This is a genomic window from Streptomyces sp. NPDC051286, assembly GCF_044455345.1.
GTDB lineage: Bacteria > Actinomycetota > Actinomycetes > Streptomycetales > Streptomycetaceae > Streptomyces.
In genome coordinates this window covers 35198-49327 of record NZ_JBITER010000046.1, presented here as the reverse complement: position 1 = coordinate 49327, position 14130 = coordinate 35198, and the positions used below count along the sequence as shown (strand labels likewise).

The 14130-nt window shown below is 70.4% G+C and carries 12 protein-coding genes; 8 read left to right on the top strand and 4 right to left on the bottom strand.

What is annotated here, in order from left to right; all coding sequences use genetic code 11:
• Positions 1-121 precede the first annotated feature (121 nt).
• Positions 122-1798 (bottom strand): hypothetical protein, encoded by a 1677-nt coding sequence (locus tag ACIBB8_RS31105; RefSeq protein WP_398957779.1) that lies wholly within the window; start codon positions 1796-1798, stop codon positions 122-124.
• Positions 1799-2129: 331 nt separating this feature from the next.
• Between ACIBB8_RS31105 and dhaK the strand changes: the two genes are divergently transcribed.
• From dhaK to ACIBB8_RS31090, 3 genes are read left to right on the top strand one after another with little or no spacing between them, the layout of a single operon-like run.
• Positions 2130-3122 (top strand): dihydroxyacetone kinase subunit DhaK, encoded by a 993-nt coding sequence (dhaK, locus tag ACIBB8_RS31100; RefSeq protein WP_398957777.1) that lies wholly within the window; start codon positions 2130-2132, stop codon positions 3120-3122.
• Between the two features lie 48 nt (positions 3123-3170).
• Positions 3171-3785: a dihydroxyacetone kinase subunit DhaL gene (gene dhaL, locus ACIBB8_RS31095; RefSeq protein WP_398957775.1), complete on the top strand. Its 615-nt coding sequence runs from the start codon at positions 3171-3173 to the stop codon at positions 3783-3785.
• Positions 3782-4192 carry a PTS-dependent dihydroxyacetone kinase phosphotransferase subunit DhaM gene (locus ACIBB8_RS31090; protein WP_398957773.1) on the top strand — a complete coding sequence of 137 codons (411 nt, stop codon included), beginning with the start codon at positions 3782-3784 and terminating at the stop codon, positions 4190-4192. Before dhaL ends, ACIBB8_RS31090 begins: the two co-directional genes overlap by 4 nt.
• Positions 4193-4462: 270 nt before the next feature.
• On the opposite strand, the gene ACIBB8_RS31085 is transcribed toward ACIBB8_RS31090, so the two are convergent.
• Complete coding sequence (locus ACIBB8_RS31085) at positions 4463-7891, bottom strand: phosphodiester glycosidase family protein (RefSeq protein WP_398957771.1); 3429 nt, start codon at positions 7889-7891, stop codon at positions 4463-4465.
• 222 nt (positions 7892-8113) lie between these two features.
• Here ACIBB8_RS31085 and ACIBB8_RS31080 point away from each other — a divergent pair, with 222 nt between their 5' ends.
• Positions 8114-8611, top strand: a complete 498-nt coding sequence (locus ACIBB8_RS31080; RefSeq protein WP_398957769.1) for an NUDIX domain-containing protein — start codon at positions 8114-8116, stop codon at positions 8609-8611.
• 315 nt (positions 8612-8926) lie between these two features.
• A complete protein-coding gene (locus ACIBB8_RS31075; RefSeq protein WP_398957767.1) occupies positions 8927-10210 on the top strand; it encodes an MFS transporter in 1284 nt (427 codons plus the stop codon).
• A 406-nt stretch (positions 10211-10616) separates the two neighbouring features.
• On the opposite strand, the gene ACIBB8_RS31070 is transcribed toward ACIBB8_RS31075, so the two are convergent.
• Together ACIBB8_RS31070 and ACIBB8_RS31065 are read right to left on the bottom strand one after the other, a co-directional pair.
• The gene (locus ACIBB8_RS31070) at positions 10617-11558 is read right to left on the bottom strand and encodes a M56 family metallopeptidase (RefSeq protein ID WP_398957765.1); all 942 of its coding nucleotides are present in this window, start codon (positions 11556-11558) and stop codon (positions 10617-10619) included.
• Positions 11555-11944, bottom strand: coding sequence for a BlaI/MecI/CopY family transcriptional regulator (locus ACIBB8_RS31065; RefSeq protein ID WP_398957785.1), 390 nt, complete (start codon positions 11942-11944; stop codon positions 11555-11557). Before ACIBB8_RS31065 ends, ACIBB8_RS31070 begins: the two co-directional genes overlap by 4 nt.
• Before the next feature lie 239 nt (positions 11945-12183).
• Here ACIBB8_RS31065 and ACIBB8_RS31060 point away from each other — a divergent pair, with 239 nt between their 5' ends.
• Genes ACIBB8_RS31060 through ACIBB8_RS31050 form a run of 3 tightly spaced genes read left to right on the top strand, consistent with a single transcriptional unit; the run spans position 12184 to position 14122 of the window.
• A complete protein-coding gene (locus tag ACIBB8_RS31060) occupies positions 12184-12828 on the top strand; it encodes a DedA family protein (protein WP_398957783.1) in 645 nt (214 codons plus the stop codon).
• Entirely contained in the window at positions 12828-13430 is a 603-nt protein-coding gene (locus tag ACIBB8_RS31055; RefSeq protein ID WP_398957763.1) for a phosphatase PAP2 family protein, read from the top strand. Before ACIBB8_RS31060 ends, ACIBB8_RS31055 begins: the two co-directional genes overlap by 1 nt.
• Positions 13427-14122, top strand: coding sequence for a phosphatase PAP2 family protein (locus ACIBB8_RS31050; protein ID WP_398957761.1), 696 nt, complete (start codon positions 13427-13429; stop codon positions 14120-14122). The genes ACIBB8_RS31055 and ACIBB8_RS31050 overlap by 4 nt, the downstream gene beginning before the upstream one ends.
• Positions 14123-14130: the final 8 nt, after the last annotated feature.

Genomic DNA, 14130 nt, shown 5'->3' with positions numbered 1-14130 from the left:
ACGCCTACGCCCGCCACCCCGAGCGCTTCGCCCGCCGGCCCGTGCCGCCCGTGATACCCGAGCAGGTCTGGATCAACGAACCGACACCGGAAACAGAACCTCTACAACAGTCCGCATAGCGTCAAACCGTCTCATTTGACTTGACAACTTCCGAGGAAGACATGGCCTGCTCCCTCGGATCCCGCACGCGGTCCAGTAGGCGGCTCGCCCCTGTCGCGCGCAGCGCCTGGGCCAAGCGGTGCTCGTCGTCGATCTCCGCAGTCAAAGGGCCGTACTGAACGTTCACGGCACGAATGGCGTAGAGCCATTGGGCTGCCTCTTCGGTCAGTCCCGCGTGAATCGCATCGTGGACGGCTTCCCTCCAGGCGTCCGTAGCTTCTTCCGCTCGCCCCTCGAGGCAGTACCTCCGCGCTTCGCGCGATTTGATCAGCGCGGCGTGCCGCCCCGGGACGGTATGCCGTCGGGCAGCGCTCAGGAGTGCCCGGCGCTCCGCGCCGTCGTACTCGGCTCGCACGAGACGCAGCCTCATGACGATGTCTTCGCTGTACTCGTCCATGGCCTGTGGTTCGGCCTGCGCAATGGCACGGTCAATGAGGGAGCTCCGTACCTCCAGTTGATCGGATTCCATTGCGAACTGACGCTCGGCGAAGTGGAGAACCAAGAGAGGCTGGTAGGCCACAGTCTCGCCGCGCGCTTCGATCAGGGCATCGGCAAGCTCGTGGGACGCGGCGCCGAGGGGATGGAGGACGGCATCGACGGCTGCGCCAACGAGCCGCGCATGTCTCTGAATCGCCGCCGCTCGTTCCGGCCCCGCCGACACCTCACTGCGAGTCAGGTCATCAAGCAGCCGTGCCAGCCTCCTCGATTCGACCCTGTCGCCATGGTGGAGTGCTGTGGCGGCAAGGCGGCCGGCGAGTTCCGCGGCTTCGTAGAGCAGGTCGGCCTCCCTGAGCGCCTCCAGTTGCCTGCCCCTCAGCACGCTCGCATGCCCTCGAAAGCCGGCGTCCTCCAGTCGAGAAGCGACTTCGCCGTACTTTCTGGCGGACTGAGCCGGCGCCGACGCGCGCTCGGCTTCCGCTTCGCGCAGGATCGGCCTCACATCACTCGTCTTGAGTGGTCCGGTGAGGATGCGATCGGCCTGCTCCTGGCGGTCAAGGGGAGGAGCGGGTACTCCAGGAAGGGGTGCCCCGGTACAGAACACTTCCGCCGTCTCACGAGTCCAGAACCGTGCAACGACGTCAGCCTGGTAGCGGAGAAAGTCGTTGATTTGTTCGGCACCCCACAGATCCAGCTCGAGATCCTCGTGCTCCCCCTGGAGAACAGCCAGTTCGTCGGCCAGCTGGGTGCGCTCAGTGGAGGCGGAGGTGGCGATGATCAAATGGCCGGCACCGAAAGGTCGTCTTCCGTCGGTGAACGTCTCCACTGCCTTCCGCAGGTCCCCTGCCGTGAGCTCCTGGTAGTCCTTGCATTGGACGACGACGAATCGACCGTCCGCATCCCGGCCCGCAAGGTCGATGCCGTGCTGGACCTGCCCTTGTACCCCGTACCGGCGAAACTTGATCCCGCGGATGGCGAGAACGCGACCCGAGACGGCCAGCATCAGCTTCTCAAAGCGGTCCCACCCGATCGCCAGGTCAAGATCGTCGCCAGGCGGCCTGTTCCCGGAGGCTCCAGCACTGGGTGGATGGCTGAGATCCGGGTCCACCGAGACGGGCAACCAACGATCCGCTGCGGTGCCGTCGACGGCAGATTCGGGTGTCGTCTTGGGAGCTGGGCGAGGAAGGTCATACTGAGCCACGGTCAGGAGTGTCGCACGCACTGGATCGGACCCCGTTCCCGCGACTCCCCGACCCGCCCTGGAAGGAATCACCGGGATCCGACCGATGACGCACCGGTGCGCGCTCGCGACCCCGCGTCGACAATTGCGCCATGATGCGCATTCGCAAAGCTCGTTCATGCGATTCGAGCCTGATGCACTATCAGGAAAGTCAGCATTCAGTCAGCATCAGTACCGCGCAGAACCGCCCTTCGCCGCCACGAACCGCCAAGATCAACAATTCGACTCACCTGCTCTGACCTGCAAAAACCCTGCTCATCGGCTCGCCTGCTAATCTCATCAGGAGGTATCCATGAGGATGCTGATCAACGTCCCCGAGACCGTCGTCGCGGACGCCCTGCGCGGCATCGCCGCCGCCCATCCCGAACTGACGGTGGATGTGGACAACCGTGTCGTCGTACGACGTGACGCGCCCGTCGCCGGAAAGGTGGGGCTCGTCTCCGGGGGCGGTTCCGGGCATGAGCCGTTGCATGCCGGGTTCGTCGGGCCGGGGATGCTGTCTGCCGCCTGTCCCGGGGAAGTGTTCACGTCGCCCGTTCCGGACCAGATGGTGCGCGCCGCCGCTGCCGTCGACAGCGGCGCGGGGGTGCTGTTCGTCGTCAAGAACTACACCGGCGATGTGCTGAACTTCGACATGGCCGCCGAGCTCGCCGAGGACGAGGGCCTGCAGATCGCGAAGGTGCTCGTCAACGACGACGTGGCCGTGACGGACAGTCTGTTCACGGCGGGGCGGCGGGGCACGGGAGCGACACTGTTCGTCGAGAAGATCGCCGGGGCGGCGGCCGAGGAGGGTGCGCCGCTGGAGCGGGTGGAGGCCATCGGCCGGCAGGTGAACCAGGCGTCGCGGAGTTTCGGGGTGGCGCTGAGCTCCGTCACCACCCCGGCCAAGGGCTCTCCCACGTTCGATCTGCCGCCGGGCGAGCTCGAACTGGGCATCGGCATCCACGGCGAGCCGGGGCGGGAGCGGCGTCCGATGATGACGTCGGGGGAGATCGCGGACTTCGCTGTGGACGCGATTCTGGAGGATCTGCGGCCGAACAATCCGGTGCTCCTGCTGGTCAACGGGATGGGGGCGACGCCGCTGCTGGAGCTGTACGGGTTCAATGCCGAGGTGCAGCGGGTGCTGTCCGAGCGGCACGTCGTCGTGGCTCGTACGCTCGTGGGGAACTATGTGACCTCGCTCGACATGGCGGGCTGCTCGGTGACGCTCTGCCAGGTGGACGAGGAGCTGCTGCGGCTCTGGGACGCGCCGGTCGAGACGCCCGCGCTCCGCTGGGGCCGTTGAGGAGCAGCCGTACGCCCATGACGTTGTTCCAGGGACAAGGAGATCCATGTGCTCGACGCCGACTTCTTCCGCCGGTGGATGGCCACCGCTGCGGCCGCTGTGGACCGTGAAGCGGACCGCCTCACAGAACTCGACTCGGCGATCGGGGACGCCGATCACGGCAGCAATATGCAGCGCGGATTCGCCGCAGTGACCGCGGTACTGGAGAAGGAGGACCCGCAGACGCCTGGGGCCGTACTGACGCTTGCGGGGCGGCAGTTGATCTCGACGGTCGGCGGGGCGTCGGGGCCGTTGTACGGGACGCTCCTGCGATGTACGGGAAAGGCGCTGGGCTATGCGCCCACCGTGACGGATCAACAGCTGGCCGAGGCGTTCGCCGAGGGCGTCGCCGCCGTGGGGCAGCTGGGCGGTTCGCAGGCCGGGGACAAGACGATGCTCGACGCACTGCTGCCGGGCGCGGAAGCGCTCGGCACATCGTACGCCGCTGCCCGGGACGCGGCCGAGGCCGGTGCGGCCGCGACCGTGCCGATGCAGGCGCGCAAGGGCCGGGCCAGCTATCTGGGTGAGCGCAGCATCGGGCATCAGGATCCGGGTGCGACGTCGTCCGCGCTGCTGATCGCCACGCTGGCGGAGTCGTACGAGAGCAGTGGAGGCAGTTCGTGAGCGAGGAGAAGCAGGTAGGGATCGTGCTGGTGTCGCACAGCGGGCCGGTGGCTGAGGCGGTGGCCGAGCTGGCCAAGGGGCTGGCAGCCGGTGGTGCGACAGCGCCCGTGGCCGCGGCCGGCGGTACGGTGTCGGGTGCGCTCGGAACCAGTGCGGAGCTCATCGCGGAGGCGGCCCGGAAGGTCGACGGCGGCGTAGGCATCGCGGTGCTGGCCGACCTGGGCAGTGCGGTGCTCACGGTCAAAGCGATGCTGGCCGAGGGGAACGAACTGCCGCACGGGGCGCGGCTGGTGGACGCGCCGTTCGTGGAGGGCGCGGTCGCCGCACTCGTCACGGCGTCGGCGGGTGGTGATCTTGCCGCGGTGGAGGCCGCGGCGACGGAGGCGTACGGCTACCGCAAGCTGTAACGGCCTGGTGCACGATAGCGAGCGGGCTCCCGGCGTCATGCGACTCCGCCTCCGGCGTTGTCGTCAGCCGACGACTCCCCCATGGCCTTGAAGGCATGGGAGGGGCCCCCTTCGCGTCGCCTCCCTCCTCCGCCTTGGATTCGAAGCCGCATGACGCCGCTCGCTGATCCACTCTCTATCGTGCACCAGGCCGTAAGGGACCGGAAGTACGGGGTCCCGCACCCGGTTCGTGGAACCGGGTGCGGGACCCCGTGTGGTGCGCGTGTTCCGTCAGGCTGCCGAGGCGGTGCCCGCTGTGGCGATCCGGATCCGGGTCAGCTGCGTCGTGCCATTGACCGTCACCGCGAGCGTGATCGTGCCGGGCCGAAGCGCCACGAGGGTGCCGGTGGACGGGTCGAAGACCGCCGTGTGCTGGTGCCGGGCACTGTCCCGGTCGCCGATGTGGACGTTCGGTGACCCGGTCCAGTCGGCGGCCAGCGGGAACGCGACCGGGATGCTGCGGGCGCCCTGGGTGACGGTCGCCGTGATCTTCGCAGTGTGACCCGTGCCGAGCACGGACGGGGCGTCCAATGTCAGCGTGTCGACATGCGCCCGGGTCTGCACCGAGACCCAGTCGGGTACGCCCTGCCACGGCTTCTCCCGCGCGGCGGCCTGTTCGGCGGGCGGGACGTGGTCCGCGCCGACGAGGGACCAGCCGGTGAAGCCTCCCTCGTCCGCCGGTCCGGCCGGTGCCTTCCCGGAGTTGCCGTTGATCAGATACGGCACGCCGTCGACGTGCGAGGCGTGGAAGACCCCGACATGGCTGCCGATGAATGCGGCGCCCTTGCCCGTCGTACGGCGGAAGTCGGCGAGCCACTGTTCGACCAGGGCCGCCTCCTTCCGGTCCCCGAGCTGGCTGCCCTTCTGAACGGTCGGATCGCGCGGCGGAACGTGCTCGATCATCATCACCGAGTCGACGTCAGGGTCCTTCGCCGCCGCGTCGAGCTGGGCGCGTACCTCCTTGATCTGGGCGAAGCCTCCGCCGCGCAGGGTGAGGCTGGAGGTGTCGAGCGTGATGATCCGCGTGCCCTTGTGGTCGAACGTCCGCTGGGCGGGGCCGAATTGGGTGATGAAGTTGTCGATCTTCCCGCCCATCACTTCATGGTTGCCGGGCACGTAGTACCAGGGCAGGGAGTCGCCGAGTTCCTCGGTCAGGATCTGGCGCGCGAAGGCGAGGTCCGCGGGTGATCCCTCGTCGACGAGGTCGCCGTTGATGACCAGGAAGTCGGGCCGTGCCGCTTTGATCTCGCGCAGGGTGCGCCGCGCCTGGGTGACGATGGCGCTGCCGGGGTCGCGGGCGACGAACTGGGCGTCCGACATCACGGCGAACTGCCAGTCCCGGGCTTCGGTGACCGCGGCCGGATCGATCAACGGGTCGGTGGTCACGGCCCGTTCGGGCAGGTCGACGGTGGGCGGCACCTGCGCGGTCAGGTCGTCGATGACGATCCCTCCGGTGTACTGCTGGGCGGCCGCCGTCTCGGCGAGGTAGAAGCGGTACACGTTGAGCGGCATGGCCGCGCCGGCCGGCACGGCGAAGGTGACCTGCCGCCAGCCGGTCCAGGTGACGTACGGTCCGCGGAGCAACTGGTCCGAGCCCGCAGCGTCCTTGAGGTGCAGCGTCGGCCAGGCGCCCTTGCCGTCGCCCTTGATCCAGAGCTTGAACGACTGGGGCTGTCCGGGCACGGTGACCGGCTGGGGCGGGGCGGCGTACGCGGCGCGCGTCGCGGTCGACTGGGTGAAGTCGTACGTGAGTCCGAGTCCGGTGCCGGTGTGTCCGTCGGGGGTGGCGGAGAGGGATCCGCTCGCCCGCGCCTGGCTGAACTTCCAGGACCCGGCGTCGTCGAAGTCGGAGACGGCCTGCTCGGCGAGGCCGACGCTGACGGCGAGGACGGTGGTGGCGCCCGCGGCGGTCGCCCTGATCTGTCCGGCGCCGCCGCCGGTGCGTGAGGTGACGGTGAAGTTGCCCTTGCCGTCATCGCGGATGCCGAAGAGCGCGTGGTCGTAGTCGAGGGTGACGTCGCGGGGTTCGACGGGGGCGCTGGTGCCGTGCGCGTCGAGTCCGACGATGCCGAAGGTGCCGGTGGCTTCGGCGTTCGCGAGACCCACCCGCCGTGTGGTCGGCTCGATCCGGGCCAGCCTGTCGAGGACGGTCAGCGCGGTGCTGCCGTGGGCGGACCCCAGTTCGGCGCGCGCCTGGGTGGTGCCGCTGTGGCGTGCGGTGAAGAGCCCGTTGCCGTCGACCGAACCGACGTTGTTGCGGGCGGTGCGCCAGTGCGGGATCCCGGCGGCCGGGCCGTACGTCTCGTCGTATCCGATCGCGGTGAGGCGGCGGGTGAGTCCGGGGAAGACCCGCTCGGGGTGGCCGCCCTTGACGGGGTCGACGCCCGGTGCGGTACCGGCCGGGGTACGGGTCTCGACCCAGAAGCCCTTGAGACGGCCACTGCCGTCGGGGGCGGTGAGGGCGAGGCCGTTGGGGACGGTGCGCTCGGTGCCGTCGGACGGGCTGTTCTCCACCTGCAGGGCGTCGCTCCCGGGCACGCGGGCGACGAGCGTCGAGGAGCCGCCGCCGTCCAGGTTGAGAGCGCTGTACGAGCCTGCCCGCCGCATCATCTGGCCGAGTTCGGTGAGTGTGACACCGCCGCTGTCAGCCTGCCGGCCGTCGATGGTGAGGATCTGCATCGTGCTGCCGTCCCGGGAGAAGCCGACGGCGGTACGCGGGGCGGCGGTGTTGTTGCCCTCACCGTCGTGGTTCTGTGCGACGCCGTCGACGACCAGCAGTTCCCGGCCGCCAACAGCGGTGCGGGGTACGTCTCCGCTGTCGGTGCGCGCCCGATAGGTCAGCGACACGGGGTCGCCCGGCTGGAGCGACGTGAGTGCGGCGGCTCCGGCCTCGCGTCCGACGAGGACCGTGGTGCCGTCGGGGACGGCGCCGGAGCCGGGGGTGTCCGACACGGAGACGACCTTGCCGTCGCGTACGACCGCTTCGGCGACGGGAGTCGCCTTGTCGACAGTGAGTGCACGGTCGGCGGTCCCCCAGGCCGGGGTGTAGGCGCCCACTCCCCCGCTCGGCACATTGGCGGCGTTGTACGCGGCGAGCGGCCGCTGCCCGGAGGGCAGGGTGAGTGTGCCCTCGAAGTACAGGTTCAGGATGCGGCCCGCACTGCCCGGGCCGATGCCGACCGCCCGGTTGACTCCGGGGGCGGGTGACTGGACGGGCACACCGTCCTTGATTCCGATGCCTTCGGGCGCACCCGTCTGGTTGATGTCGAAGAAGTCGGCGTTGATCGCGGCGACGGTCCGGCGGCCGGGGCCCGCGTCGTGCCCGGCGGCGAGTTGCGAGACCGTGCGCCGGTCGGAGACGTTGCCGGTGGACAGGTAGTCTGCCTGCACGCCACTGCCGTCGAGGTCGACGGAGAGCGAGTCGACGCGCAGCCACTTGTCGGATTCGAGCCGGTCGTACGAGCTGAGGCGGACTCCGGGGGCGATCGGGCGCGAGCTGCGGGCGGTCTCGATGCCGTCGCCGTCCACGACGGATCGGGAGTCGCCTGCCGCATGACTCGCCGCCGGCGGGGCGACGGGTCTGAGGACCTCGGCGGAGTTACGGGGACGGGGGTCGGGGGTCGAATCTGCGACGGCAGGGGCGATGGCTCCCACCGTCATCGCGGACACCGTAGCGAGGAGCACGAGCGGACGCGTTGCTTTGCCGACTATGCCAGGGCCCACAAATCCTCCTGGAATGGCGATGGTTGCGCGGGCAGTAAGCGCTGTCGGCGGACAGCATGGCCGCGCGTACCGCCACGCACCAGGGGGCCCCGGGAACCTCAGGGGAAACAGGGTGCGGCGAGTCGATGACACCCGTGATCACTGGGAAGATTTGATGGCATGTCATCTCAGAAGCACAGTGCGGGTCTTCTCCTGTTCCGGTCGGCGGACGGGGGCGCCGGGTTCGAGGTGTTCCTCGGGCACATGGGCGGCCCCTTCTGGGCGGGCCGCGAGGCTGCCTCGTGGTCCGTCCCCAAGGGTGAGTACGGGCCCGGAGAAGAACCCGAGGCCGCTGCCCGCCGCGAGTTCGAGGAGGAGTTCGGCCATCCGGCGCCGGACGGGGAGTGGGTGCCGCTCGGCGAGTCCCGCCAGGCCGGGGGCAAGACGGTAGTCGTGTGGGCTCTGGAGGGTGATGCCGATCCGGCCCGGGCCGAGCCGGGGACATTCACCATGGAATGGCCCCGGGGGTCGGGCGTGCAGCGGGAGTTCCCGGAGATCGACCGGTTCGCCTGGTGCACACCGGAGGAGGCGGCGGAGCGTCTCGTCGCGGGCCAACGGGTCTTCGTCGACCGGCTGCGGGACCATGTGCGGGGCGGGCAGGCGCCGGACGGGCCCTGAGCCGCTGCGCGCGGGCCGCCCCGGTCGCGGAATGGCGATACGGAAACGCCGTAGCCGAAAGGACGTTGGGACTCGCGGGTCACTTCCGTTGTTCACCGGCCGTGGCGGCGGGCAGTGTGCGCCTCGCGCTCTGCCCCGGGTCAGCGATCGAGTATCCGCCGTTCAACCGGGGAAGGTCCCGGCTGCGGCCGGGCACAGCCCTCGGCCGAAGTGGCGAGAAAGCACAGCGCGCACCACCTCACACCCTCACAGAACAACGTGCTGACCTGCAGAAATCGGGTGTGCGCCGCGCAAGTCCCACATACGCTCCTCGATATGTCTGAACCCGCCGCCAACGGCCCTTCATCGGAAGGGTCACGCCCGCTGTGGCGTGACCGCAACTTCGGCATCTTCTGGGCGGCGCAGACCCTCTCGGTCGTCGGGGACTCGTTCGCCCTGATTGCGCTGCCGCTGTTGGTACTGCACGCGACGGGATCCGTTGCGCAGATGGGCCTGCTCACCGCCGTGGCCGGCGCTGCCTCGCTGTTCGCAGGGGTTTTCGCCGGGGTCGTGGTGGACCGGATGGACCGCAGGAAGCTGCTGATCGCCTGCGACGTCGTCCGCATGGCGCTGTACGCACTGATACCGCTGGTATGGATGTTGGGCCCGCAGACCTGGCTGCTCTACGTGCTGCTGCCTCTGGGTGAGGCTGTCGGGATGCTGTTCTCCGTCACGTACGTCACCGTCGTCCGGAGCCTGGTGGGTGGCCGGCGGATCACGGAGGCCAACGGAAGACTCAATGCGACGGCTGCGGCGGCCGGGGTGATCGGCCCGCTGTGCGCGGGCGTGGTGGCGGGTTGGTTCGGCCCGGCGGCGGCTGTCGGCGTGGATGCGGCGAGCTTTGGTGTGTCGGCAGCCTGCGTGAGCTTCGTACGGTTCCCGGGCGGCACGCGCGCGGCTCGGACCAGCGAGGCGCCGGAGGCAGGAGCGGCTCGACCGAGGCTGTGGGACGACCTGCTGGCCGGGGTGACCTTCCTGCGTCGACACCCTGTGCTGCGAGCCCTGACCCTCCTTCTGACCTTCTTCAGTTTCCTGACTCTCGGCCTGAACGACCTGCTCATCTACCACCTCAAGCACGACCTCGGCCAGAGCGACAGCGCGGTCGGAACCGTCTTCGCAGCCGGAGCGATGGGCACGATCACCGGAGCCCTCCTCGTGGCCCCGGTCCGCCGCAGGCTCGGCTTCGGCGCAACATGGATCGGCACCGTTGCGGTCTGCGGACTCGCCGTGGCGGGAATCGGCCGGGCCGACAGTGTGGCAGGCACTGCCGTCTTGATCGCAACGTTCCTGGGCTGCACCAGCATGGCGGGCACGTGCTCGATGTCCCTACGCCAGGAAGTGACGCCTGAGCACTTGCTGGGGCGGGTGACCTCGGCGTTCTGGACCGTCCATTATTCGGCAGCCCCGGTCGGCGCGGCCGTTCTCACCTGGGCCGCACAGCGCCATGGAACGGCACCGGTGGGTCTGGCCGCCGGCGTCTGCTGCCTGCTCATCGCCGCAGTGGCTCTGCTTTCCCCAGTCCGCCGGCCCCGTCCGGAGGTTTCACCTGGCCACCCCTGACCGGCATCGCGCATGGCCTGGAGCACCTCGGATGGCGTGCCCATACGGCCGGACGTCCTGCGGATCGACGGTTCGACAACACTCGCTCCGTCTCAGGCCGTGCGCACCGCCGGCGCGCCGAACCCGTGGGCGATGAAAGCATTCGAATTCGGCCGGGGCCGCCGCGTCGGCCGGGCCGGGCGTCGTGGCCGCCGATGCCGCGGGCGACGGCGTCGACCGCGCCTGGTACTCGGCCGTATCGGATGCCCCGTCAGCCGAGCGGGTGGCGCAGTCCCGGCCCGGGATCTTGTAGAGGGCGAGCACGGGCACCGCGTGCCGCCGTGTCGCGACGCCCACGAGGGCCGGCGATCTCTGAGGCGGCGGACGGGAGAACGTGCGCCACGCACGCCGCGGGCGCCACGCCCGGTCAGTGCTGCGTGACCTCGCCCTGTGCGACCTCGATGCTGCTGTGCAGATCGTTCGTCGCTTCGAGTGCGGCGGCCCCGGACAGGATCAGGCAGGCCAGCAGCGCGGCCGCCGCGGCGCGGCCGGCGCCCGGCCGGTGGGTGACCCGGCCGAGCAGCGCCGCGACCCGGCGCGGAACCGGGCCCCCCGCCGCCGCGAGCGCGACACGGGGGCGCGCCCGCATCCCTTCCGCCGCCCGGGCGGCGAGCGCTGCGCGGCCGATCGCGCGCGCGGCAACCCGCCGGTCACCGACAGCGACGGCCGCCGCCTCATCGGCGCAGCGCTCCAGGGCGTAGCCCATGGGCGCGCGCAGCGAGCGCAGCGCAGGATGGCAGAGGGCGGCGAGCTCGGTAGCAGCGAGGTAGAGGTGGTGGCGGCCCGCGAGATGGGCACGCTCGTGCGCGAGCAGCGCGTCCCGTTCGGCGGGGTTCAGGGCGCGCAGCATGCCGGTGGTGACGACGATCCGGCCGGGGCTGCCCGGGAGTGCAGGCAGCGCATAGGCGTCGGGGCGGCTGTCGCGCAGGACGGCCAGTTCACCGCTGGAGCACTCGGCCGACTGCCTGGCGCACTGCAGCTCCACCCAGTGGCGGCGGGCGGTACGAACCACCGCGGCGGTGCAGCCGGCCAGCAGGGTCAGAGCGGCAAGGGCGAGCGGGACGGCCACGGCGGCGGGCGCGGCGGCGAGCGGCCTGACGAGTTCACCGACCGCGGCGACCGCGGACAGCTGGGTCGCGCCGGGCACCACCAGCAGCACCAGGGCGAGCGTGCTGCACAGGGCGAGGCCCACGGCCGTCGAGGCGAGCAGCCGAACGGCACGCAAGGGCGCCAGGGCGTCCGCCAGACGGCGGGCGGCGGGAACCGCGACGAACGGCATGAGCAGTGGAACCCATACGGCGTACATCATGGGGCGTCTCCGTCGAGAAGCTCCCGGAGCAATTGCTCGTCCTCGTCGGTGAGCTGCGAGACGAATCGGGCGAGCACGGTGCTGCGGTCCTCTTCCTTCTGCAGTTCGCTGTGCATCCGGCGGGCGGTGAGGCCGGGCGCATCCTCGGTGGGACTGTAGGCGAAGCCGCGCCCGGCGCGGGTGCGGGTGACCGTGCCCTTCTCGTACAGCCGGGTCAGGATCGTGGTGACGGTGGTGCGGGCGAGGGGCGCGCCGAGGGCGCCCTGCACCTGACCAGGGGTGAGCGGGGTGTCAGCCGTCCACAGAGCCGCGAGAACGGTGGATTCCAGCTCGCCGGCCGGTCGCCGTTCCGGCACCGAGGACGGCTCCGGTGCCTGCCCGGGCACCGAGGCGGAAGCCTGGGCCGACTCGCTGACCAGCCCAGAGGTCGGCATGCCGTCCGCGCGAGGGTCCGGATCCTCGCTCGATATCCCCTGCACCTGGGACATGGGAACCCTCCTCCTGCTCCGAGCGTCTACAGTGACGTAGACCGTCTACAGCACTGTAGTCAGTCGGGCGTCCCGTCGGTGCGCCCAGTCACCATTATGGGAGGCCTTCCGCCGTGTCCGTATCCTCACTGGCAGCCATGCCGCAGGCGGTGAACCTGTTGGACGCAGGGTCGCTGCTCGCCACGTTCGGCGCGCTCGGCATCGCGGTCGTGCTGTTCGCGGAGACGGGGTTGCTCGTCGGATTCTTCCTCCCCGGCGACTCCCTGCTCTTCACGGCGGGGCTGCTGAGCGTGCCCGGTAACCACGGCGCGGTCCACCTCTCCTTGTCACAGGTGCTCATCGCTGCCGTGGTCGGCGCCCTCCTCGGCGCCCAGGCCGGGTACTGGATCGGCCGCCGCGGCGGCCGCGCCCTGCTGGCCCGGAGCCGGGCCAAGCAACTGCATGCGGGAGCCGCCCGCGCCGAGGAACTTCTCGAAAAGTACGGACACGCGCGCGCGATCGTGCTGGCGCGCTTCGTCCCCGTGGTGCGTACGGTGCTCAACCCGCTGGCCGGGGCGCTCAACGTACCGGCCCGGCTCTTCACGATCTGGCAGATCGTCGGCGGACTGGTGTGGACCGTCGCACTGGTGCTAGCCGGCTACGGGCTGGGGTCGTCGGTACCCAATGTCGACCGCTATCTGCTGCCAATCGTCGCCGTCGTGGTCGTTGTTTCCCTGATCCCGCTCGCCACCGAGTTGTTGCGCTCGCGCGGCCGCCGCACCGCTGAAGGAGACCACAGCTGATGCTGCTCGCCTCTGCCGCCACCTCCCTCGACGGTGGCCTCTACACCTGGATCACCGAGCTCGCCCAGCGCTCCCCCGCCGCTCTGGACTCCGCGATCCGGCTCTGGTCGGACTTCGGTCTCGCGCTCTTCGCCCTGCTGATGCTCGCGGCCTGGTGGCGGGCCCGCTCCGACACCCCCGCTCGTCTGGCGATGGCACTCTGTGCGCCCCTGGTCGTGGTGGCCGCCTATGTGGCAAACGACCTGCTGAAGATGGCCGTCCATGAACAGCGGCCCTGCCAGACCCTGCACGCGGTCACGGTGGAAGCGTGCCCTCCGCTCGGCGACTGGTCCTTCCCCAGTAATCACGCCGCCATCGCCGCAGCCGCGGCGGTCGCGATCCTGCTGACCGACCGCCGGCTCGGCGCCATCGCCGTGCCTGCGGCGCTGCTGATGGCCGTGTCCCGGGTCTGGATCGGTGTGCACTATCCGCACGACGTGCTCATCGGGCTGGTCACCGGCGCGCTCGTGGCCTGGCCGCTGACCCTCGCCGCCCGGCGCTGCGCCCCGATCGTGGAGCGGCTGCGCGAGACCAGGCTGCGCCCACTGGTGACGGCGCGGTGACCAAGGACGCGGAGGCCGGGCGCCGGTCCGTCGCGGGCCCGATCGACCCCTGTATCCGTACGGCGCTCGGGGCCGTACTGATCGGGTTCGTCGGTCTCCTCGGCCTGACGGTGGTGGTCCTCACGGCCCGCCACGGGGCCGTGCTGCCTGTCGATCGGGGTGTGCACGCATGGTGCCTGCACCATCGGCCCTCCGCCTTGGTCGCGGCGGCCAGGACGGTCACGGCGACGGGTACGGGCGTGTTCCCGTACGCCGCCGCGGTGGCCGCCGGACTGATCGCGGGCCGGAACCTTCGGCAGCGTCTGGGGTACGCGACAGGCGCCCTGGCCTTCCTGCTGCTGGGGCAGGCACTGCGCTACGGGCTGATGGAAGCGATCAGCCGGCCCCGCCCGCCGGTGGGTGACTGGGCGACGCACGCCTCCGGTTTCGCCTTCCCGTCCGGTCATGCGACGACGTCCGCGCTCATGGCGGGACTCCTGGTGGCGGCGATCGGCCACCGGGCGTACGGGAGCAGGGCCGGCCGCGTCGCCGCCGTCCTGATCGGCTGCTGGGCCGCGGCCGTCGGGCTGAGCCGGGTTCTGCTCGGGGTGCACTGGGTGACCGATGTGGTGGCCGGCTGGCTGTTCGCCGCGTTCTGGCTGGGGCTCGGGGCCGCGCTGATACGGACGGCACTGCCCGCACACCACAGGTGACCTGCCGG

Coding starts and splice junctions, on each gene's coding strand:
- ACIBB8_RS31085 (WP_398957771.1), bottom strand. CDS start 7,891: ATGACGGTGGGAGCCATCGCCCCTGCCGTCGCAGATTCGACCCCCGAC.
- ACIBB8_RS31070 (WP_398957765.1), bottom strand. CDS start 11,558: ATGATGTACGCCGTATGGGTTCCACTGCTCATGCCGTTCGTCGCGGTT.
- dhaK (WP_398957777.1), top strand. CDS start 2,130: ATGAGGATGCTGATCAACGTCCCCGAGACCGTCGTCGCGGACGCCCTG.
- ACIBB8_RS31080 (WP_398957769.1), top strand. CDS start 8,114: ATGTCATCTCAGAAGCACAGTGCGGGTCTTCTCCTGTTCCGGTCGGCG.
- ACIBB8_RS31075 (WP_398957767.1), top strand. CDS start 8,927: ATGTCTGAACCCGCCGCCAACGGCCCTTCATCGGAAGGGTCACGCCCG.
- ACIBB8_RS31060 (WP_398957783.1), top strand. CDS start 12,184: ATGCCGCAGGCGGTGAACCTGTTGGACGCAGGGTCGCTGCTCGCCACG.
- ACIBB8_RS31055 (WP_398957763.1), top strand. CDS start 12,828: ATGCTGCTCGCCTCTGCCGCCACCTCCCTCGACGGTGGCCTCTACACC.